Here is a 23,221-nt window from a genome sequence, read left to right as displayed (position 1 = left end):
AAGTTAAGGAAAAATTAATTGGGCAAGAAATAATGTTGCGGGGTGCAGCGTTGTGGGGCCTATGAATTTAATTTTACGTTTCTTTTTTTCCCTTGCATTTTTTGTATTTGGGGCAGCAGGCGTTTTGCATGCCCAAACCACCTGGACGGGCAGTATCAGCACCGATTGGAGAACAGACGGTAACTGGACTGCCGGTGTACCCACAGATGTCAGTGATGTAGTAATTCCCGATGTAACAAACGACCCGGTCATTAGTACGGCAACTGCGCTTGCGTTTTCGATACAGGTGCACAATGGCGCTGTGTTAACCATTGCTGCTGCTGGTATTTTAACCATTAATACCACCGCTTCTGATGCATTATGGAACATGGGAACCGTGGAAAACAATGGTATTATCACCATAGGAAATTTGTCGGGATCAAGCACATATGGTATCAATAATGAATCTATTATTAATAATAATGCGGGCGGCCAAATTAATATAGACAGTACCTCTATAATGGCAATTATGAATACCGGTACCTTCTCCAACACTGGTAATATTACCCTGGGTGCAAATAACAGCCCGGGGGGTGCGGGTCTTCAAAATAGTGGGTTATTTTTAAATAATGACAATGGCCACATCAATATTGACCGTACAACCGGGGCGGCATTTGTTAATGATGCAGGTACCTTCTACAATTTTGGAAACATTACCATAGGCGCCAATTATGAGTGCCAGTCGGGGATGGCAAACCTGGGTACTTTCGGTAATACAGCGACCGGTCATATTGTGGTTGACCGGGTAGGTAGTATTGGTATATTAAATAACAGCGGCACATTCACCAATGCAGGTAATATAGACCTCGGCGGAATTGCCAGTGCCGGATATTACGGCCTTTTTAATATGAGTACTTTTGAAAATGTGGCGGCGGGCCGGTTGAATATTGATTCGGTTGTACTCAGTGGAATTTACAATGGTAACGGCAGCACCTTCAACAATTTTAGCCTCATCAATATAGGGACAAACTTTACTATAGGCATCAATGGTATTAATAATGAAGGCGACTTCAATAATACCGGTCAAATAAGTATTGAGCGTGTAGGAACCGGGATCGAAACCGTACAAAACGCTTTCAATAATAACGGTAACATTACCATTGGCGTGTTGTCGAATGTAATGTACATGGTATCTTCAGGCGGCGGCGGTATTTTAAACAACAATACGGGCGGTGTGATAAAAGGAGTGGGTAGCATTTCTTCCATAAATGTTGTGATGTTGGTGGTGTGGTGTCTCCGGGAGGTCCTACCGGTAAAATAGTTTTTGATACAGATAAAGATTTTGCCACCAGTAAGCTGTTAATGGAATTAAATGGAACCGGAACACCCGGTACAAACTTCGATGTGGTAGAAGTGCAGGGTGCCGCAACAATGGGTGGCGATTTGATAATAACTACACCCGGTTTTACACCATCGCCGGGTCAATCGTTTGTGATCCTTTCAGCAACTTCCGTAACAGGTACATTTGCATCGGTAACCTGGCCTGCAGGCGTTACGGGTACTGTAGCTTATGGGGCAACTACTGTTACGCTGAATGTACTTTCGGTACTGCCGCTTACGCTGCTTGAATTTTCAGCTAATGCCACTGGTAATAGAACCGCATTGCAATGGAAAACGGCCGATGAAGTAAATACGGCTGCGTTTGAGGTTGAACGCAGTACCAATGGTGTTAATTATAGAACCATCGGTACCGTTAAGGCTATTGGCCGCGATGCCAACAATTATTCTTTAATTGATGAAGCGCCTGTAGCGGGTAACAATTACTACCGTCTTAAAATGAAAGACCTTGATGGTAAGTTCACATTAAGCCAGGTGATAACGGTGAAGCATGGTGCTAAAGATGGTTTACAGCTGGCGCCGGTGCCGGCCCGCAGTTATGTTACGGTGCAGCTTAAAGATCAGTCGCTGTTGAACCAGCGCGCACAGGTTTATAACAGTGCTGGTCATATGATAACCGAAGTAATGCTTACCAATGGCACCCGCATCAATACGACAGGTTGGGCAGCAGGCTTGTATATTATAAAAACAAATACTGCTTCTTACCAGTTTATGAAGCAATAGAAAGGTAGATCACACTGAAGCGAAGTGCCCCCAATAAGTTAGACACTTATGGGGGCATTTTTTATGGATAAAAGAATAAAAAAATAAATTCATTCACCCTTATTTCACTCTTACCCCTAGTGCGTTTGTCCGGCACACACTAAGAGCTATTGCCTAGTTCGCCGAAGCAACCGGGTTTGTATATCAGAAATGTGCTCTGCGCGCAGTTATATTTGCATCAGAAACGAAACAAGAAACAAATAATCCGAGTTACTATCGAAAACCAAAAAAATCAATAACCTAACATGAAAACTTCAATCCGCACCACCGCTAATTTCATCCGTAACAATCAACGTATTCTTGCAGCAGCCTTATTAATGGCCTCATTTGCATCTTGTCAAAAAGGAGTAATAGAACCAGCCGCTCCTGCTTACGACGAAAGCGCCATGAACGCTAAAGTTTCAGCAAAAGCAACAGGTAACTTTGTATGGAGCGACAACCTGGAAGGCAGCACCTTCTTCAGTACCGTACCAAGCGTGCAAACTTCCGCTTCTTATTCCATCACCACGGTAACAAACCCCGTGTATCAGGGTTCTAAAGCCGCCCGTTTTGAATTAAGGGATACTGATGCCGAAAATCATAGCGGTACAAGATCTGAAATTTCATTCGACGACCCAACAAACCTCAACCGCTGGTATTCTTACGCGCTGTATGTACCCTCAGCTTATTATAAAGCCGATGCCGAAGATGAGATCATCACGCAATGGCACCAGGGTGGCAGCTTAACGCCGGCGCTTTGCCTTCGTGTTAAATCTGACAAACTTTATATCAGAATAATGGGCACCACATGGGTTGAACTGGGTAACTGGGATAAAGATGCATGGCATGCTTATGTAATGCACGTTAAACACTCTTCAGGTTCTGATGGCTTAATTGAGATCTGGAAAGATGGTGTACAGATCATGAACCGCTCAGGCGCCAATATGTATAAAGTAGAAGGCGATCTGCATAACCCAAGTGTTAAAATGGGGATCTACAAATCTGACTGGAATGGCAGCGGAACCACTGCAACCAATATAAGAGTTCTTTATTTAGATGATATTAAGATCGGTAATGAGAACGCTACTTATGCCGACATGGTGCCTGCTAAAAATGCAACAACAACTACAACTACCCCAACAACAACCGCAGCCATTACCGACTTTAAGCTGGTAAATGCTGAAACAGAAAAAGATGTACAGTCTATAACAAATGGTGCTACCATCAGCTTAAGCAAGCTACAACTGTCAAAATCAAACATCCGCGCGGTTGTTTCAGGCGCAACAAGTGTAGAGTTTGAATTGAGCGGTAAACAAAGCAAAGCCTCTACCGATGATGCAGCTCCGTTTGCACTGCATGGCGATGATGGCGATGGTAACTACTTCTATGGTAACTGGAACCCACCTGCACTCGGTACTTATACGCTGAAAGCTACTCCGTACTCAGGTACAACTGCAGGAACACCTAAAACCATTACGTTCACTATTGTGAAATAAAAGGCAATTTTTAATCATACTTATAAAACGGTCTGGCGGGTAGCCGGGCCGTTTTTATCGTTTATGGGTACAGTAAATATTTCTTCCTCATTTGTTTGTATTGCGACAAACCCGGCTCCCAGCTGTCGCGGATCTGTTGAGCGGTTTTTCCTTCTATGATCTGTTTTTTGAATTCTGCAGTGCCCGACAGATAATCAATATTCCCAATTTGTTTGCTGATAGAACGGTCGAAGAAACGCTCCTTTTGGGGATATGCATTATACAATTCAATTACCCATTCAATATGAACCCTTTTGCTTTTGCGCAGGTTGGCAACGTCGTATTTACGAAGATCGAGCCCATAACAAACCTCGTTCATATACAGCGGTGATTCTGCCATACCGGGAATACTTGTTGGCGTATATGAAAATGCATATTTATCTTTTAATGCCGGTGCGCCCAAAACGGTGAAGGGGAACTGGGTGCCGCGGCCATGGTTCAAGGCAATACCTTCAAACAAACAGGTTGAAGGGTAAAGCATAATACTTTGCTGGGTATTTAAATTGGGTGAGGGTTTTATTGGCAGCACATACTCCATATCGTGGCGGTAATTTTTTACCGGAATGATGGTGATCTTACATTTCCGTTTTTCGGGCAGCCAGCCTTCGCCATTGATCATTTTGGCAAATTCGCCAATGGTCATACCATGTGCAATAGGAATTGGGAACTGGCCAATGCCCGATTTGTATTTCATATCGAGTATAGGACCATCAACCAGGTAACCATTGGGGTTGGGCCTATCGAGGATCAGCAGCTCTTTATTGTTCTCTGCACAGGCTTCCATAACATCGCGCAGAATATTGATATAGGTATAAAAACGGCAGCCCACATCCTGAATGTCGTAGATCATAATATCAACATCGGCCAGATCTTCTTTCGAAGGTTTTCTTTTACTGCCATATAACGAGATTATGGGAATACCTGTAGCGGCATCGGTTTCATCAGATACATGTACGCCGGCGCTGGCTTTGCCTCTAAAGCCATGTTCGGGACCAAAAGCTTTTACGAATTTGATACCACGGTTCATCAGGCTGTCAACCAGGTGTTTTTGGCCAATAACAGAAGTAGGGTTGGCTAAAATGCCTACTCGTTTATTCTTCAGTAAGGGAAGATATTTTTCTGTTTGCTCGGCGCCGGTAATTATTTGGTGAGTGGGCGGTTCGTTTTTCGGAGTTCCCGTTTCTGTCTTCAGCATTAAGCCCAAAATCAATACTAATGAACAATAGATCTTCATGTTTGAATAGTTGGTGATTGAATAGTAATCTCCCGTTCTTTTTTGATCAGATAACGCTAAGATAGCTCCTTCGGGGTTACGTGATTGCGCATTCAACAGTTTTTTTGCTTTTGCGTTGCCGGCATTCCTGTTTCTGCCAAATGGGGCAACAATACCGTTCAATGTATGGTTGAGCGTAGCAAAAACACGCAGTAACCATTGAGGTGCATCGTGGTTAGTGGGATTATTTATGACGCAAATCATCGGTTAAAAGCGGCATGCGGCTTTGTTAAAGAGCAGGTTTGTTTTGTTGTGGGGGCCGGAAGAATCAATCGGGTGGTGATGGAGTGCGTTATAGCCCTGATATCGTTTATTGTCAGGGTAGTATGGTTTTGTATTTGGTCAATATCATTTCTGATCTGGGTAATATTAATTTAGATCAGGCAAATATTAAACATTGTTAGGTCAAAATCAATTTAGATCAGCATGAAATTGAATTTTAAAACAAAAAATCAAATTGATAAATGTGATAATTGATTTTTGATATCGATTCATTGGATTTTTATCGCTTACATTGAATACTGGAAGGGCGATGTTGATTACTGTATGTGTAATATTATATTAGGTCAGGATGATATTGTTTTGTGTTAGCGTAATATGATTTCTTTTCACCTAAATATGAATTTTGATTACCCTGATATAAATTTTGATTTCGAAATATTGATTAAGGGAGTGCGAATATTAAATTCTAAATAAAAAATAGTTCAAATGATGGTCATCGAAAATCATTTCTTCCGTTGCATACAATGATTTTAGGGTAATTTGAAATAATGTTGGCCTCATATAAATTCAGCGAATGCTCATATCTATTGAAGTAAACGAGATGATTGTTTTTGCAATGGCAAATCATCATTGAAATCGGCTGATGATACTGTATAGGCCGGGAAGGATTATCATACCGCCTTATAGTTGACGTAGGACTATTTTCAGGAAAACAGGGCAATTTATAAGGGTAAATTCACTGACGACGGTCATTCTTTTCGCGACATTTTACGACATTATACGACAAAAGACGACACTTTTGAAGGTGCCTGATTGAAATAGCATTTTACCATTCTATCTTTGATCTGTCAATGTGAACGATACGAGTGAGGCGGTTTTGCAATCAATTAAGGGTAGTAAATAACGTTATAAAACACTGACCGTCGTCATGGGCACTAAGTAGTTCTACCTAGGAAATGTTGCCAAGTGTTGCCAAGTGTTGCCAAAATTTGGAAATCGCCTGCCGGCCACCGTATATTCGAAGTGCAATCGATAACCGGTATCGAAAATGCACAACCGGTCACAAGACATGTCTGCTAATTAGCTAAGTACTCATATCCGTTCTGTGAAAATCAGAATGTTTGCATTCCGGTCTTTCTGTTCACTATAATCTTACGGTCATAGTATTCGGATCCTGCAGCAAGGGCAGGGATCGCAACACATTCATGCCTTTACTGTTCATTTTATTGGCCAATGAAATTGGTAAGGGCCTGTTAATAGCGCGTTTTAAACAAATTTAATCACGTTTTAAAAATTATGTTATGAACACAATAGTTAGTTCATTTAACTATGGCCGCGATGGCGACCTGGTGAACGATAGCGGAAAGGTTATACAGGATTTAACCAAAAATGTAGCCCTGTTTCCTGATCCCAATCCTACAGTTGCTGAATTAATAAAGGCAACTGAGGAATATAAGGTTGCATTGTATAATGCAAAAGGTAAGGATACTGTACTGGTATCTATTAAGAACGACAAGCGAGCTGTTTTGCGCGCCATGTTAGCACAGGAAGCCGAATATGTAAAGTCGGTTGCTAATGGTGACAGAACGATGCTGTTAGCCAGCGGTTTTACTTTGGCAAGGTCGAAAGGCGAAGTAGCCACACTGAAACCGATTGAAAAGTTGATGGTTAACACAGAAACGCCCGAGCAGGCTGTGCTGCGTGTTACAAGAGTAAAAGGCGCCAAGGCATACGTTTACCAGTACACTACAAGCGCAGATGGCAGCGGAAGCCAATGGGTATCGAAAACTGTTACCGAGCCTTTATGCGTATTGTCGGGCTTACAGCCTGGCGTAAAGCACTCGTTTCGCGTAATAGCCATAGGCCCGGGCGATCAGGCGGTATACTCGCCCATCGTATCACGATTTATTCAGTAAACAATTGCTGAGTGGAATTGTGATAGTGGTAAAGCATACCTGTCGCAACAAAGGGTAGCAATACTCTTGCTCAAGCGTCCCGATTTTGTCGGGACGCTTTTTTAATTGCTATATTTGACCCTGTCAAAAAGAAACTATGCCCGCACAGGATTCCATTGATGTATTGATCAGTTATTTTAACCAGATGATCGCCTTGTCGAAAGATGAAAAGGAGTTGGTGAAGCAGAAATTTCATCACCGGTTGTACCGCAAGCGGCAATATGTATTACAGGAAGGTGATATATGCACCAATATGAACTTTGTGGTGCGTGGTTGCCTACGCATGTACAAAATAGACGACCAGGGCAATACCCATATTTTGCGGTTTGCTGCTGAAAATAACTGGATCAACGACCTCGGCAGTTTTCATGGCATCCATCCTTCCGCTTTAAATATCGATGCATTGGAAGACACCGTGGTGTTACAAATTACCCGCGACGATCTTATTACTTTATATACCGATGCGCAAAAATTTCACCGCATCTTCAGGGTGTTGATTGAAAATAGCTATGTAAGATTACAGCAACGTCTGCTGCAAAATTTCAGCTCTACGGCCGAAGAACGTTATAAGTCGTTCCTCGATAATTACCCCGATCTTTCAAACCGCCTGGCACAGGTGCAGATAGCCGCTTATTTAGGCATTACACCCGAATTCTTAAGCCGGTTAAGGAACCGGCTAAGCAAACCGCCAAAGTCAAAATCTTAAACCAGATCAATACTTTTTCTTAAACCAGGTCATTGGGGACAGTATCCATTTGTGATGAAATTTGTGTCATCAATTGAAACTATTAAATCAACTTAGTTATGACACAAACAGCATCAAATTTGAAGATCGCAGTTATAGGTTTAGGAAACATTGGACAGGTAGTAGCTACCAACCTGGTAAAAGGAAATCGCCCGGTAATTGTTGCGGGCAGAACATTGTCAAAAGCCCAGGAATTCGCAGGCAAGCTGGGCAAGCTGGCACGGGTATTAACTATTGACGAAGCAATCAAAGAGGCCGATATTGTTGTATTGTCGATATGGTTCAGCACTATTAAAGAATTCTTAGTTCAGTATGCAGAAGCACTACAGGGAAAGATCATCATCGATCCATCGAACCCTATTGCACCAGACGGAAAAGGCGGATTTGCTAAAATAATAGGTGAGCAGGAATCTGCGGGGCAAATAATAGCTGGCTTGTTACCCAAAGGTGCAAAACTCGCAAAAGTGTTAGGTACCCTGGGTGCAGCTACCTTGGCCAATGCAGCCCATCAGCAACCAGCGCAGGTACTTTTTTATGCAACAGACGATACCAGCATTAATGAAGCTATTGAATCATTGATACTCGACAGTGGATTTGCACCGTTTCGCGTAGGAGCGCTCGATCAGTCGATACGTATTGAAGTGTTTGGCGATCTGCATGAGTTTGGCGCATTGGGTAAAACGGTTACGCTGGAAGAGGCGAAAGAGAAGGTAGGGGAGAAGGTAGCGCTTTAGTAGGGAAATATAAGTAAAGCGTCCTGGTGTAGCCGGGGCGTTTTTTTATTTATACAGGTATAAGAATTGCCTTACATTGTATTAGTGGAAAAAAAGCCATTATATACCATTGGCCACGGCAGCCGTGAGGCAGACAGTTTTTTAGCCTTGTTGCAGGCATTTGGCATTGAGTATTTGATAGATGTTCGCTCGCAGCCATTTTCAAGGTTCCATCTCCAGTTCAACCAGCGTACCCTGAAGCTGTTTTTAGAAGAAAACGGTATCAGGTATGTTTTTATGGGCGATGAATTGGGCGGGCGGCCAAAGGATGCGTCCTGTTATGATAGCGAAGGGCGCATCGATTATGAAAAAGTGAAAACCAAAGACTATTTTAAAAAAGGCATCGAGCGTCTAAAAACGGCCTATCAAAAAGATCTGAATGTAGCCATCATGTGTAGCGAAAGAGATCCTGCACATTGTCATAGAACGAAACTGATTGCCGAGGTTTTGGTTGCGGACGATATCACCGTTAAGCATATTGATGAAACAGGAAAAATTAAAGAGCATGCGGTGGTGATGAAAGAAATAAAGAAAGGGCCACAGCCGGGCGATTTGTTTGGGTAATTTTATGTGTATTCGGTGTACGAGTTACGTTAAATTATCGAACATCCTTCATAAAAATACGATATATCGTAACTTGTTTTTCTTTTCTCTTTTTATAACAGTTTCATAATCACTCATATAAAGGATGGCACTTTTGTTGACTATCCTATACCAAATAATGTAAAGATTATGAAACCGTCTCCAAGCTTATTATCACCCGACAATCACGCTCTTGTATTAATTGACTTTGAAGGCCAGATGGGCTTTGCCACTAAAAGTATTGCACTAAGCGAACTCAGAACAAATACAGCGATAATCGCCGGCGCCTCCAAAATTTTCAACGTACCAACTGTTGTAACTACTGTTACAGAGCAAACATTTTCAGGTCCCGTGTTCCCGGAAATTGAAGAATTTTACCCGCATGAAACTTCCGGTTATATAGATCGTACCAGTATGAATACATGGGAAGATGAAGCTGCCTATAATGCCATTGTTGCTAAAGGGAAAAAGAAGCTGGTAATGGCCGGCCTGTGGACGAGTGTATGTATTGTGTTTCCTGCTCTTTCTGCATTGGAGGAAGGTTACACCGTGTATGTAATTACCGATGCCTGCGGTGATGTAAGTACTGAGGCGCATGAACGCTCTATACAACGAATGGTACAGGCAGGTGTAATACCAATCACATCTATTCAGTACCTGCTGGAATTGCAAAGAGATTGGTCGCGGCAGGAAAGTTATGTAGCTGTAACTAACCTGATCAAAAAATATGGCGGCTCATATGGTATCGGAATTCACTATGCACATAACATGCTGAAACACTAAATGCAAAACTTAAACTACTGTTATGAGAAAAGCAGATATGGTCCTGTACAATGGTAAGATCCATACAGTTGATCCGAATATTCCGTTTGCTACAGCCGTCGCTATACAGGATGGAAAATTTATCGCTGTGGGTGATGATGCCGCTATTTACAATAATTATTATGGCGAAGGAACTACCGGTATTGACCTGAAAGGAAAGCGTACCATTCCGGGGTTGATCGATTCCCATACGCACCTTATACGCGGTGGGTTGAATTATAACCTCGAACTCCGCTGGGACGGCGTTCCCTCATTGGCAGATGCGCTACGGATGTTGAAGGACCAGGTGGCCATAACGCCTTCTCCCCAATGGGTGCGCGTGGTAGGTGGATGGACTGAACATCAGTTTGCAGAAAAAAGAATGCCTACACTCGATGAGCTCAATGAGATAGCGCCCGATACCCCTGTTTTTATTATGCACCTCTATGATCGCGCTTTATTAAACCGGGCGGCTATTCGTGCGGTGGGTTTTACAAAAGACACTCCGGCGCCACCGGGCGGGCAAATTCAAAAGAACACCCATGGCGAACCTACCGGTTTAATACTGGCAAGCCCAAATGCGCTTATTCTGTATTCTACTCTGGCAAAGGGACCAAAGCTTCCTTTCGAACATCAGGTAAACTCAACCCGCCATTTTATGACCGAGTTAAATAGATTTGGAATTACCAGTGTAATAGATGCCGGCGGCGGCTTTCAAAATTATCCCGATGACTATCAGGTCGTCAATGAATTGAATGAAAGAAAACAACTCACTGTGAGGATCGCTTATAATTTATTTACCCAACGACCGAAACAGGAACTGGAAGATTTTAAACACTGGACGCAATCGGTAAAATTGCACCAGGGTGATAATATGTACCGTCACAATGGCGCTGGTGAAATGCTGGTCTTTTCTGCTGCAGACTTTGAAGATTTTGTGCAGCCGCGTCCCGATCTACCTGAAATTATGGAAGAAGAGTTGGAGAGAGTGGTTCGGTTATTAGTGGAGCATCGCTGGCCTTTTCGGTTACATGCTACCTATAATGAAAGTATTACCCGCTTTCTACATGTTTTTGAAAAAGTGAACAGGGATATTCCTTTCGATGGGTTACCCTGGATCTTTGATCATGCAGAAACGATCGATGAGCGGAATATCGATCGGGTAAAAGCGCTCGGCGGCGGAATAGCCATACAAAGCCGCATGGCTTTTCAGGGAGAATATTTTTCGAACAGATACGGCGCAACAGCAGCAGCACATACACCACCTGTGAAACGTATGCTGCAGGCCGGTGTTCCTGTGGGCGCAGGTACCGATGCTACCCGGGTTAGTAGTTACAACCCCTGGGTTGCGTTGTATTGGTTGTCGGCAGGTAAAACAGTTGGTGGATTGCAGCTATATGGAGACGCGAACAAACTGAGCAGGGAAACGGCAATGGAGCTGTTTACCAGGGGAAGCGCCTGGTTCTCTTCTGAACAGGATGTAAAAGGGGCCATTAAAGCCGGACAACTGGCCGATCTGGCTGTACTCGATTCCGATTATTTCGAGGTAGGGGATGAGGCCATCAAGTCTATTGAATCGGTGCTCACCATTGTTGGCGGAAAGATAGTATATGCAAAAGAAGAATTTGCTGACTATGCCCCGCCTGCCATCCCTGTTCTGCCCGATTGGTCGCCGGTAAGCCGCCATGGTGGATATTATTCTGCGACAAAAACGCAAAAACCGGGAACAACAGGTAATAAGGGCTTTAGCGATGGATCTTCAGTTACAGCTCATGTGCATTGTTGCGCCGGAAGCTGTAATATTCATGGTCACGACCATGACAGTGCACGACTGAGCAATGTTCCCATAAACAATTACACCGCTTTTTGGGGTGCTTTGGGATGTTCCTGTTTTGCATTTTAAAGGATGTTACAAACATAAAACGAAGAAACATGATAGAGCAACAGCATAGTATTAACTGGGTTACATTTTTGCTTGCCTGGGTCGCAGGCTTTTGCGATACCGCCACATTTGTTGCAGGAGATAACATTTTTTCGGCGCATGTTACCGGAAACTTCATCGTGTTTGCAGCCCAGGTTGTTACAGAAACTAATAGTATGTCTTCCTGGCTCAAGCTGCTCACTTTCCCTGTTTTTGTTGTGGCAGTTATGATGGGTGGCTGGCTGGCCGAAAGATCGCAGCGTAAATACAGGATATTGTATACGGAAGGTATAATTTTGATATTTGTCGGAATAGCCGCTTTTTTACTTCCGATGATAAAAGGAATTGATGAAAAAGCGATTGTTTATTTTGCCGTTTTGGTTTCAGTGTTGGGCATGGGTTTACAAAATGCATTTGGAAAATTATATGCAAAAGAAACGTTCGGTCCAACTACCATGATGACCGGAAATGTAACGCAGGCTTCATTGGATATGGGCAATTTGATACGTAAAGGAATAACCGGAGATGGGTTGTCATGGGCGAGTTTTAAAAAACAATTAATTACTATCGGAGGATTCCTGGCCGGTTGCGTTATCGGTGCAATGTTATCAAAATGGCTCGGGTTAAGTGCTATTATCGTACCAGGGGTAGCTATCGTAATTTGTTACTTACAGGGAGAATCCGCCGAATTTGCTGTAAAAAAATGATTTGCTTTATCAATAAGATTATAAACCTTCAACAAAAACGTGACTATGAATTTTCACCGGTTTAATAAAGAAGACAGAGGCATCAAGGATATTGGTTGGTTAAAAAGCAATTTTTATTTCAGTTTCAGTGATTACTACCATCCCTTAAAAAGTGCATTCGGTACCCTGGTAGCTTTCAACGACGATTTTGTTGAGCCGGGAAAGGGGTTTGGCGTTCACCCGCATATTAACATGGAGATCATTTCCATTTTATTAAAAGGGAAAATGAATCATAAAGATTCCATGGGATACAGCACGGTTATAGAACCCGGTGGTGTTCAGATCATGAGTGCAGGAAGTGGTTTACGGCATGAAGAATATAATATTGGCAACGAGGATGTAAATTTCCTGCAGATCTGGATACAGCCTAAACAACAAAATATAATACCCCGGTATCAACAGAGAAGTTTTCCGGCAGAAGGCAGGAAGAATAAGTTAACTACCATTGTTTCGGGTGAAGAAGGATTAAAACATTGTTGGATCAACCAGAACGCCCGTTTAATATTAGGATGGTTTGATCAGAATGAGATAGTTCGGCATAATTTCAATAAAGAAAATACATGTGTGTTCGTATTTGTAATAAGCGGACACATCGGTATTAATAACATTCCGGTATCAACCCGCGATGCATTGGGCATTTGGGATGCCAGTCACATTGAGATAACATGCAGGGAAGAAAGCGAATTCCTGATCATTGAAACACCTGTAAATCAAAAGTAGCCAGGAAGGTAAGGAGCACTATTCGCCGGCGCCGTTCCGGTCAATAAAGTGCTCTTTTTTTATTCCCAGTTTTTGCATTTTGGATATCAGGGTAGTAGAGGGCAATTCCAGTTTCGCCGCAGCGCCATTAGGACCTGAGATTTTTCCCCGCGACATTTTTATAGCTTTCAGAATATATTCCCGCTCAATGTCGGCCAATGGTCGAATATGGAATTCACCTGAATTGGCTGTTAATGCACTGTGTCTTTTTTCGGGAAGCTGAACTTCTTTGATGGTGGTTGAATTGGTGAGCAAAACTGTACGTTCAATGAGATGCTCCAACTCGCGGATATTACCAGGCCAGGAATAGTTCATTAATTTTTCAAGCGCCTTATGCGATATATTAACTATATTCTTTCCCGAATTTCTGGCAAAGCGTTCAATAAAATAGGAAACCAGGGCTGGAATATCCTCCGTTCGTTTGCGTAACGGTGGTAACGAAATGGGAAAAACATTCAGCCGGTAAAACAGGTCATTGCGGAACCGGTTAGCTGCTACTTCTTTTTCGAGGTCCCTGTTCGTAGCAGCGATAATGCGAACATTCACTTTAATGGTTGCTCTGCCGCCGATACGTTCAATTTCTTTTTCCTGGATGGCCCGAAGTAATTTTGACTGTAATTCGAGTGGCAGCTCACCTATTTCGTCAAGAAAAATCGTACTGTTATTGGCTAGTTCAAACTTTCCGATCCGACGCTCCAGTGCGCCGGTGAAACTGCCCTTCTCATGACCAAACAGCTCACTTTCGATCAGGTTTGCAGGCATAGCTGCACAATTCACTTTAACCATTAATTTTTCTTTGCGGGGCGATGCTTCATGCAATGCTCTTGCTACCAGTTCTTTGCCCGTACCTGTTTCCCCCAACACCAAAACGGTGGCGTCTGAAGCGGCAACCTGCGAAATGAGGCGATATACTTTTTGTATTTCTATTGATCCCCCAATCAGATTAGCGAAGCCATTATTCGATCTTTGTTCTTCCAAAAGAAGAAAATTTTCTTTTTCCAGTTGCTGTTTATATTGGTTAATTTCTTCCAGCTGCCGCTCTATCTTTTCATTTGCCAGCACATTACAGATACCGGTTCCCAACAGATCAGCCATTCCTGCGAATAAACCAAACTGGCTGTTTAAAAAAGACAATGGTTTTTCTGCATACAAAAACAAAACTCCTTTATGCTCGTTTCCATTGATAATTCTTACAAGCATTAACTCTTCGATGCCCATTTGCTGCCAATGAAGAATATAAGATGGCGTATTGTTGCGCTTAACAAGATCTGTTATTTTAAAAACCAAAGGAATTGTGGAGGAAAGAGCAACATCAAAAATGCCGTCGTTCACCGGATTATTTTCCCCAGGCATTGTGTTGCTGCCCAAAAAAGGAAAGTGGGTTTGTTTGTCGTCATGCAAAAGGCAAAGCGTGTAAAAGGCGCCTTTAAAGAGAGCAAGTATCTCTTCATCAATGATATTCTCTAAATCCTGCCGATTGCGTGCCGCCGCAATACGGCTGGCCAGGCAAAGTAATGTCGCCTGTTCGTTTTCCTTTTGTCGCAATGCTTCCAACACCTTTTGTGCCGCCGTATCAGATGACTCTATGGAGTTTGATGCAGAGGTTAAACTGTTTTTATCCATACTGAAATTACGAAGTTACATAAATACTTATTAGGGATGGTTTTTTGTGGTTGATCATAATTTTATGATATAGCGTAACCCCTGAAAATTTTAATAGCCTGCATAATAGTGATAATCAATTCTATGTATCCGGGCACAGCCTTTGGATACAGTGCTGTGAAGTTATTACGCTTATGAGTTCCAAAACAATCCTCAGTTTGATTTTAATTGATACGCCGAAAGAACCGGCACGACCCCGGATGGGTACTGTTCAAATACGGTTGTATATGATCGTTTTATTATGATCTATGAAATATACATCGATCGCCTTTATTTGTCAATTGACCTGGCCTTAACTGAAACGTATTTTTGTATAGTCAATTCAAACAATAGAATATATAATAATTAAAAAAGCAAACATGAAAAAGATGATCAAAGCAATCTCTGCAATCTTTACTGTTCTATTATTTTCGGCCTCTGCCGACGCACAAAAACCATCGCCACGTTTACTATCACCAACAAACCACACATTGGTATTGATCGATTACGAAGGTCAGATGGCCTTTGCTACAAAGAGCATTGCCATTGGCGAATTGCGTGATAACGTAGGCCTCGTAGCCGGTGGTTCAAAGATCTTCAATGTGCCTACCGTTGTAACAACTGTTGCTGAAAAAAGCTTCAGTGGACCTGTTTTCCCTGAGATCACTGAGTTCTACCCCGAAACGAAAAACTACATTGATAGAACAACGATGAATACCTGGGAAGATGTGAAAGCGCATGATGCCATAGTTGCCAAAGGAAAAAAGAAAATTGTAATGGGTGGTTTGTGGTCAGAGGTTTGTATTGTAGGCCCTGCTTTATCAGCCCTTTCAGAAGGTTATGAAGTATACGTTATTACAGACGCATCAGGTGGTGTTAGTAACGAAGCGCACGCAATGGCTATGCAGCGTTTAATACAGGCAGGAGTGCAGCCCATCACCGCAACTCAATACGTTCTTGAATTACAAAGGGACTGGGCACGTCAGGAAACTTATGCAGCGGTTACATCTCTTTTCAAAAAATATGGCAGTGCTTATGGTTTGGGTATTCAATATGCGCATGATATGTTGAAGCACTAAAGACAGGTTTTCGGAAGGTTGAGATAATGTAGGAAGGGCAGGGGGCAAAATCCTGACCCTTCTCTTTAAAACAATTAGAATATGAAAAAGATTCTGACGCTGTTAATTTTATTGGCTGTATTTCTGTCGGTACATGCACAAAAAGATGCAACACTTATCATTCACAACGCAAAGGTCATTACGCTGGATGATGCATTGCCGCAGGCGCAGGCTGTTGCCATCTCAAACGACAAGGTGCTTGCAACAGGAACCGATGCGGAAATGTTGAAATATAAATTGGCAACTACCAAAATAATAAATGCAAACGGACGTACCGTAATTCCCGGATTGTACGACTCTCACCTGCATGTTATTCGTGCAGGCAGGTTCTATAATACAGAATTGAGATGGGATGGCGTAAAAACACTCAAAAGGGCTTTGCAAATGTTGAAAGAACAGGCTGCAAGAACACCTAAAGGGCAATGGGTGAGGGTAGTAGGAGGCTGGAACGAACACCAGTTTTTAGAGAAGCGGCTTCCTACTTTAGAGGAAATAAACGCGGCTACAGGTAATACGCCGGCGTTTATTCTTTATTTATACGGGCATGCCTACCTGAACAAAGCTGGTTTGAAAACATTAAACATTAATGAAAATACACCTAATCCGAATGGAGGTTTAATACAAAAAGATGCTAATGGGCAACCGACCGGATTGCTGATCGCAGAACCCAATGCTTTCATCTTATATTCCACATTGGCTAAGCTGCCGGAACTAACACCAGCGGAGAAAATGAATTCAACCCGGCTCTTTATAACTGAAATGAATAGATTGGGAGTAACCAGCGTGATGGATGCCGGCGGCGGTTTTCAAAACTTTCCTGATGATTATTATATTACTGATTCTCTTGTTAAACTCGGTCAGTTAAACATCCGGTTGCCTTATTATCTGTTTGCCCAAAAGCCGGGCACAGAATTGGCCGACTATCAAAAATGGATAGGTATGGTAGATATTGACCACCAACACGGCGAAGGACCCGAACAGACATATTTTATTGAAGGTGGCGGAGAAAACCTGGTTGCATCCGGTGCTGATTTTGAAAACTTCAATAAACCGAGACCCGAGTTGTCACCCGCTATGGAAAAGCAATTGAAAGATGTGATTACCCTGTTGGTGAAAAACCATTGGCCTTTTCGTTTACATGCTACCTATGATGAAACAATAACCAGGTTCCTGAATGTTATTGAAGAGGTGAACAGGGAGTTGCCATTAAATGGTTTGCCCTGGTTGTTCGATCATGCGGAAACGGTTTCTGAAGAAAATCTGAAACGTATTAAGGCGTTGAATGGTGGCATTTCAATTCAGCATCGAATGGCTTTCCAGGGCGAAAACTTCGTAGCCCGATATGGAAAACAGGCAGCTCAGAACACGCCGCCCATTCGCAAAATGCTTGATATGGGTATTAAAGTAGGCGCGGGTACCGATGGAACGCGGGTGGCAAGTTATAACCCATGGATTGCCTTGTACTGGCTTACAACCGGAAAAACGGTAGGTGGAAATAATTATACCGGCAATGAAAATAAGCTCGACCGCATCTCTGCTTTGAAATTATACACACAAGGCAGCGCAAGCCTTATCAATCAGGATAAAGACAGAGGAACGCTTAAAAAAGGATATTTGGCCGATCTGGTGATTATAAGTGATGATTATCTGAAAACAGAAGCAGAAAAATTAAAGGATATTCACTCGTTAATGACCGTTATGAATGGTAAAATAGTTTATGGTGAGGGCGAATTTAAATCAGTTGCGCCTGCAGTTCCGAATGCTATTCCGGGCTGGTCACCTGTAAATTATTATGGGGGATATCAGTATAAGTAACGAATATTCTCTGAGAAGAGCTTTCCTGCACAGATACTTTTCAATTACATGGTATGAAAGATTTGATCAAAAGATTAACGAATACATTTCCCGATGCAACGGTATTTCATTTATCTGTTTTAATATTAAGGTTTGCCATTTCATTGGAGATTATGTTAGCCCATGGTTTAAAGAAACTTGGAGTAGGCGTTGCAGTGGCAGAACAGGTTCCCAATCCGTTGCATTTACCGGAAATGCTAAATGAAGGATTTGCTATTGCTGGTAACCTTGTTTTTCCGGTATTTGTGATCCTGGGATTGTTCACAAGACTGGCAATACTTCCCATTTTAGCTATAACGCTTACAGGATATTTTGTAGTTCACTGGCACGACAGCATTCTTGAGCGGGATACACCTTTTATGTATAGCATGGTGTACCTGTTTATACTTTTTATAGGGCCGGGAAAATATTCAATTGATTACCGGATCTATAAATCATTGAATTAAGCTTTTACAATTGGTAGCTTTATTATTATTTGAAAAAGACCAGGGATGAAACACTTATTATTTTCGATGTGCTTGTTTTTTTTCCTGCATGCAAATAGCCAGCAATTGCCGCAATTTAAAACGTTGCGATACGACGAGGATTATAGTGTACTGAAAAGTGATACAACTGCATCGTTCTACAGGAATATAAAATATCTGTCCTTATCCGCACAAGGTAATACATATCTTAGCATTGGCGGAGAAGTGAGATATCAATACTTTAATATCAGGAACGAGGATTGGGGAGATGCGCCCAAAGATGATGATGGTTTTCTGTTTTCGCGTTTTCTGTTGCATACAGACCTTCATGCAGGAAAAAATTTCCGGTTGTTTGGTCAGTTGCAGGGAAGTATGGCAAACGGAAAAGCATCGGGAACAAGTGCGGTTGACGAAAACCCATTAGATCTGCACCAGGCGTTTTTTGATATAAACACCAATTCTAAAAATGCAATACTCCGGGTTGGCCGACAGGAACTTTCGTATGGTTCCCAAAGATTGATATCAGTAAGGGAATTGCCCAACAATCGCCAGTCCTTTGATGCTGTAAGGTCAATTTTCAGCCTGGGATCATTGAGATTAGATGCCTTTTATGGACGTTATGTTACGGCGAAGAAGGAAATTTTCGATGACGTTTCAAACAGGGATATCAATATATGGGGAGCTTACCTGGTTAAGAACAAGGTCCCTATACTTAAAAATGTTGACCTGTATTATTTAGGCTTAAGTAAGACAAAGGCAGCTTTTGAGGACAGCACAGGAAAAGAGCGCCGGCACAGTGTTGGTGCAAGAGTATGGGGGGCTGATGCCGGTTGGAAATATGATCTGGAAGGTGTTTATCAATTTGGAAAGTTTGTGGGGAAAGCCATTTCCGCCTGGACGCTTTCTGCCAATACAAGTTATAAGTTTACCAGGGCAAGCCTTCAACCCGAGATCGGGATCAAAACGGAGGTCATTTCCGGCGACAGGCAAAGGGGCGATGGCAGGCTTCAAACATTCAATCCATTATTTCCAAGGGGCGCCTATTTTGGACTGGCTGCGTTGATAGGGCCGTCTAACCTGTTTGATATACATCCGTCGATAGCTTTTGAATTGATAGATGATAAATTAACCTGGACAGTAGACCATGATGTTTTTTGGCGATATAGTACACAGGATGGTATTTATGCGCCCAACGTTTCAATTATCCATACTTCGGGCAATTCAAAAAATAAGTTTATTGGACACCAACTGGCCACAGATGTAACCTTTACGCCCAATCAATACTTTTTACTAAGGGTAGAAGCTACCTGGTTTAAAGCCGGCGCATATCTAAAGGATGTAAGTCCCGGAAAAGATATTCTTTTTGGCGGAGCAACTTTGCAGGTTAAATTTTGATCAACGTTTTATTGACCGACATTGTTTTGATAACAAAAAGGCCGTCCGCCACCTGGTGGATGGTTTTTTGTTTGTTTAATAAACACAAAGCAATTTCGCTAATACAAAAATAATTTCAAACAGGTAAGCCGGATATATGAAGTGATGTCGGATATAAAATGACAGACCTGTTATTTATGGGTTGATGTTCTTTCTTGTTTAAGTTTGCCGGGTTTACGATAAACTAATTTCGAAGTTTTTTTCTTTGGTTCTTCCCCATGGTTCACAAATGGCATTTCCCTCTTTCTAAATTCTTCATCGTTTTCAACTTCGTGTAATCGTTGTTTTTCAACCAGTTTGAGCCAATGAGTGGCAGGGATAATATTATCTGAATGTAGTTCAAGTCTTACTGCAACGTAATCTGGAGGGAACCGGTGCCCATTGATCAACTGGCTTAGCAATGTATCCTCTATACTGATCTCTGCTGCAAACTCTTTTCTTTTCTTTTCCAGTAGTTCAATATACATTTTTAGAAAATAACCAAATGTATGCTCAGGGTTGAATGTGTCTTCTTGTAAGGCATCCGTAATTCGAGATCTTATACCGTGAGTCCGGAGACTGAATTTAGTTTCATCGGTCATTGTAGCCCGGCTTTTTTTACGTGCCTCGGCTAATTGTTCGGCTGCTTCCTTCTTTTGTTTGGCCGTAAGCTTAACGGGGAACACAAATCCATCTACCAGTTCCTCAGGTGTGAATCTTTTTCTAAGTTTCTTATAGCTCATGGGAAATATTCATTTAATAGTTTATTTAATGAGGCATACTCTAAAAATAATTGCCGACCATTCCAGGCCATGTAATACTTCTGCTTGTAATGATTTAATAATGTTGTTTTGGGTACTAATGAAACGCATGCTTCTTCATGATATTTTTTACCTGCTAAATCGCATGCAAACGCAATCATACATCCGGCAATCCTTTCATACTTTTTCTTTCTGCCCTGGTTTTCTAATGAACTGGCTAACAGCTTAATTTCTATCCTTTTTTCTTCTGGATAATCTATAAGCGCCATCACACCTAAAATGTCTTTTTCACCTTCAATGGTCAGCTTATAAATTGTAGTACTTTTCTTAAGTGATTTCCAGTTAAATGAATACTGTTTTTTAGTCAAAAGGGCAAAATCTGAAGGCTCTACGGTCTTAATAATGGCTTCTTTGCGTACGCCGCTGCATACCTCAATTATATACATAAAGGTAATAAAAAGTTTACAAAAAATGTAAAGAATTAAGTAGCGTGTGTTACTTCAATCTCCGTTCAAACGAAGCCATGTAGATACTTTAGCAGGTAGTTTGATGTCTGGTGAACATAGTGTGCGACATCCTGTTAAAGATACGAGGATGATGGTATATCTGTAAAGAAAATGACCACGATCATTATCCATTATAACATGAATGTTATTCCATTTATTTCCGTAGTATTACGTTTCTGTTAGGGTGGTACTACTGGTGCTTGTTACACTTTATTCATTCATCTTTGTTTTACCACTCCTGTAATCTCTTCCTGGTTAATGGCAACTTATTGTAGCAGCTAATTCGTTTAACCCACTTCCCGGTTTTAGGTCCCAACCATTTTATTTAACCCGGTTGCATCACAACAGCTGTCATGTTTCATCATCATTGTCAATAACCAACAAATTTCAATTATGCTTACAGAAGAAAGTATCTCCCTGGCGCACACGTTTTCCCTTACCACCTCATTGAACAGTAAATGGACCGAATCGCCCATTGACCCCGCTACCTCCATTATGGACAGCATCTGGAACGGCGCCGGCGAATTTCAATTCCCCAATGGCTGGGTATATGCCAAGAACGACGCAAAGTTCCTGTATCTCGTGCTCGATGTGCTTGCCGACACCGGTAATGATTTGGGTACCGGTGATTATTACTGGCTTAGTTTTGATGTAGATGAAAACCGTGGCATCTCAGCCAACAAAGATGTGAACTACGGCTTGTATCCCGGTAACCCTAATAAAATGGGTATTCAAAAATACCTGGGGCCCGGTGTATGGACAGGCATCTCAGAACCACCCGAATCAAAAAGCCGTATTGAGTTTGGGCCTTCACCAAAGTCTGCTACGCCGCATCGTATCTGGAAATTCAAAATTGCATTGACAGAAATAAATGCCAGCCTTTTCTCATTGCTGGGTTTACCTTTTACTTATTTTGGTTTCCGTGTACATAGTACCAATCCGGCACTTACCATTGATTACCCGGCCAACTTCTATCAGAATTTTTCTAACCTTACCAAATTATACTTTGCGCGTAAACCAGCGCCAAATCCATCTTTGATGGGTGCTATCATTGGTACGGTGGGTTTGATCCCTACTTCTTCATCTGTACTGAACGCAGCTACAGGTAGAGCAACCACCACCGCCGGTTATTATGTTGAAGCCCACAATGCCGCTTTCGGAGGTGTACTGAATTTTATCGCCAACTCGGTGAACCTGAATGCGCTCATTGGTATTGGCGCTAATAAATACCGCATCATGCATGCAACACCGGGCAGCGCTACCTTTTTGCCATTGGTGTCTGCGTGGACAAATTACCGTTGGACGGGCGCTAACTATATACCCATATCTTTTGGCGCCGATGTTAACAAACAATATACATTGGTAAATCCGGCCGAAGAATATTCTATCGATGATCTGTTGATCCAGTTCTCTACGTATGGTATGGATACTGGTATACACAGGTTTAAAGTAGAGTTCTTTAAGGCAGATGGTGTTACCCCGGTTGCTTCTGCAGCACAAGTGCTGTCATTGTATATTGATAATAATGTGCCTACCGTAAACATAAACAGCATAAAACATGGCGCTGTTGAAGTGTCTGCATGTGCTATTGAACAAATAGGTGCGGGTACCGATGGTCTTACTTTCAATGTAACTGCCAACGATCCCGAAGGCAATTTGCGTGCATGGAGCTTTAGTGCCACTTATGGCGAAAATCAGTCTACGGCTATTTACAGCCAGGCTTATGAAACGGCTGTTCCGCCAGGCACCAACTGGGCCGGCGTACTGAACTTTGCAGTTCCTACTGTGCCGGCTAATTGGAGGCCGCCCCTGCAATGCGCGTATAGCTTTACTATACAGGCCTGGGCCCGCACAACCAATGGCTATGGGTATATTGGCCATTCTTCCTACTTCCGTAATTTAACTTTGCTTGTTTAAGTATAAAAAGCAGATAGGGTAAGCCCCGTCCCAAATAGTGGATGGGGCTTTTTTGTGTCACCACTCACTATTCACCATTGACCGCACCAACCGTTCGTCTGTGATATTTACCAGTTA

At 42.3% G+C, this 23,221-nt stretch carries 20 protein-coding genes; 16 read left to right on the top strand and 4 right to left on the bottom strand.

Annotation, left to right across the window (positions count from 1 at the left end; genetic code table 11):
- The first annotated feature begins 61 nt into the window (after positions 1-61).
- From GGD38_RS03820 to GGD38_RS03810, 3 genes are all read left to right on the top strand, one after another.
- Positions 62-1,300: a hypothetical protein gene (locus GGD38_RS03820; RefSeq protein WP_375299351.1), complete on the top strand. Its 1,239-nt coding sequence runs from the start codon at positions 62-64 to the stop codon at positions 1,298-1,300.
- On the top strand, positions 1,267-2,100 hold the full coding sequence (locus tag GGD38_RS03815; RefSeq protein ID WP_375299352.1) for a T9SS type A sorting domain-containing protein: 834 nt from the start codon (positions 1,267-1,269) through the stop codon (positions 2,098-2,100). Before GGD38_RS03820 ends, GGD38_RS03815 begins: the two co-directional genes overlap by 34 nt.
- Before the next feature lie 284 nt (positions 2,101-2,384).
- Entirely contained in the window at positions 2,385-3,614 is a 1,230-nt protein-coding gene (locus GGD38_RS03810) for a polysaccharide lyase (RefSeq protein WP_375299353.1), read from the top strand.
- Positions 3,615-3,675: 61 nt separating this feature from the next.
- Here GGD38_RS03810 and GGD38_RS03805 read toward each other — a convergent pair whose 3' ends face one another.
- Positions 3,676-5,130 carry an exo-beta-N-acetylmuramidase NamZ domain-containing protein gene (locus tag GGD38_RS03805; protein ID WP_375299354.1) on the bottom strand — a complete coding sequence of 485 codons (1,455 nt, stop codon included), beginning with the start codon at positions 5,128-5,130 and terminating at the stop codon, positions 3,676-3,678.
- Between the two features lie 1,319 nt (positions 5,131-6,449).
- On the opposite strand from GGD38_RS03805, the gene GGD38_RS03800 reads away from it, so the two are divergent.
- The 8 genes from GGD38_RS03800 to GGD38_RS03765 all read left to right on the top strand — a co-directional run bounded on the left by GGD38_RS03800 (position 6,450) and on the right by GGD38_RS03765 (position 13,391).
- Entirely contained in the window at positions 6,450-7,064 is a 615-nt protein-coding gene (locus GGD38_RS03800) for a fibronectin type III domain-containing protein (RefSeq protein ID WP_375299355.1), read from the top strand.
- Positions 7,065-7,200: 136 nt separating this feature from the next.
- Positions 7,201-7,809, top strand: a complete 609-nt coding sequence (locus GGD38_RS03795; RefSeq protein WP_375299356.1) for a Crp/Fnr family transcriptional regulator — start codon at positions 7,201-7,203, stop codon at positions 7,807-7,809.
- Between the two features lie 98 nt (positions 7,810-7,907).
- Positions 7,908-8,582: an NADPH-dependent F420 reductase gene (locus tag GGD38_RS03790; RefSeq protein ID WP_375299357.1), complete on the top strand. Its 675-nt coding sequence runs from the start codon at positions 7,908-7,910 to the stop codon at positions 8,580-8,582.
- A gap of 84 nt (positions 8,583-8,666) precedes the next feature.
- The gene (locus GGD38_RS03785) at positions 8,667-9,185 is read left to right on the top strand and encodes a DUF488 family protein (protein WP_375299358.1); all 519 of its coding nucleotides are present in this window, start codon (positions 8,667-8,669) and stop codon (positions 9,183-9,185) included.
- Positions 9,186-9,353: 168 nt separating this feature from the next.
- Entirely contained in the window at positions 9,354-9,986 is a 633-nt protein-coding gene (locus tag GGD38_RS03780; RefSeq protein WP_375299359.1) for an isochorismatase family protein, read from the top strand.
- A 22-nt stretch (positions 9,987-10,008) separates the two neighbouring features.
- A complete protein-coding gene (locus GGD38_RS03775; protein ID WP_375299360.1) occupies positions 10,009-11,907 on the top strand; it encodes an amidohydrolase in 1,899 nt (632 codons plus the stop codon).
- Between the two features lie 29 nt (positions 11,908-11,936).
- Complete coding sequence (locus GGD38_RS03770) at positions 11,937-12,632, top strand: YoaK family protein (RefSeq protein ID WP_375299361.1); 696 nt, start codon at positions 11,937-11,939, stop codon at positions 12,630-12,632.
- Positions 12,633-12,677: 45 nt separating this feature from the next.
- Positions 12,678-13,391: a pirin family protein gene (locus GGD38_RS03765; RefSeq protein ID WP_375299362.1), complete on the top strand. Its 714-nt coding sequence runs from the start codon at positions 12,678-12,680 to the stop codon at positions 13,389-13,391.
- Positions 13,392-13,409: 18 nt separating this feature from the next.
- On the opposite strand, the gene GGD38_RS03760 is transcribed toward GGD38_RS03765, so the two are convergent.
- On the bottom strand, positions 13,410-15,053 hold the full coding sequence (locus GGD38_RS03760; RefSeq protein WP_375299363.1) for a sigma-54 interaction domain-containing protein: 1,644 nt from the start codon (positions 15,051-15,053) through the stop codon (positions 13,410-13,412).
- Between the two features lie 398 nt (positions 15,054-15,451).
- Between GGD38_RS03760 and GGD38_RS03755 the strand changes: the two genes are divergently transcribed.
- The 4 genes from GGD38_RS03755 (at position 15,452) to GGD38_RS03740 (ending at position 19,902) form a co-directional block, all read left to right on the top strand.
- Positions 15,452-16,150, top strand: a complete 699-nt coding sequence (locus GGD38_RS03755; RefSeq protein ID WP_375299364.1) for a hydrolase — start codon at positions 15,452-15,454, stop codon at positions 16,148-16,150.
- An 81-nt stretch (positions 16,151-16,231) separates the two neighbouring features.
- Positions 16,232-18,004 carry an amidohydrolase gene (locus GGD38_RS03750; protein ID WP_375299365.1) on the top strand — a complete coding sequence of 591 codons (1,773 nt, stop codon included), beginning with the start codon at positions 16,232-16,234 and terminating at the stop codon, positions 18,002-18,004.
- 53 nt (positions 18,005-18,057) lie between these two features.
- A complete protein-coding gene (locus tag GGD38_RS03745) occupies positions 18,058-18,489 on the top strand; it encodes a DoxX family protein (RefSeq protein WP_375299366.1) in 432 nt (143 codons plus the stop codon).
- A 45-nt stretch (positions 18,490-18,534) separates the two neighbouring features.
- A complete protein-coding gene (locus tag GGD38_RS03740; protein ID WP_375299367.1) occupies positions 18,535-19,902 on the top strand; it encodes an alginate export family protein in 1,368 nt (455 codons plus the stop codon).
- A 170-nt stretch (positions 19,903-20,072) separates the two neighbouring features.
- Here the strand turns inward: GGD38_RS03740 and GGD38_RS03735 are convergent, their stop codons facing one another.
- Complete coding sequence (locus tag GGD38_RS03735) at positions 20,073-20,663, bottom strand: hypothetical protein (RefSeq protein WP_375299368.1); 591 nt, start codon at positions 20,661-20,663, stop codon at positions 20,073-20,075.
- Positions 20,660-21,127, bottom strand: coding sequence for a hypothetical protein (locus tag GGD38_RS03730; protein ID WP_375299369.1), 468 nt, complete (start codon positions 21,125-21,127; stop codon positions 20,660-20,662). The genes GGD38_RS03735 and GGD38_RS03730 overlap by 4 nt, the downstream gene beginning before the upstream one ends.
- Before the next feature lie 453 nt (positions 21,128-21,580).
- On the opposite strand from GGD38_RS03730, the gene GGD38_RS03725 reads away from it, so the two are divergent.
- On the top strand, positions 21,581-23,104 hold the full coding sequence (locus GGD38_RS03725) for a hypothetical protein (protein ID WP_375299370.1): 1,524 nt from the start codon (positions 21,581-21,583) through the stop codon (positions 23,102-23,104).
- The last annotated feature ends 117 nt before the right edge of the window (positions 23,105-23,221 follow it).

Origin of the sequence: Niastella sp. OAS944, from assembly GCA_024809215.1 — a bacterium.
In the GTDB taxonomy this organism is placed as follows: Bacteria; Bacteroidota; Bacteroidia; order Chitinophagales; family Chitinophagaceae; genus Niastella.
Note: the sequence above shows the minus strand (reverse complement) of the source record. Positions and strands in the feature narration are given on the sequence as shown.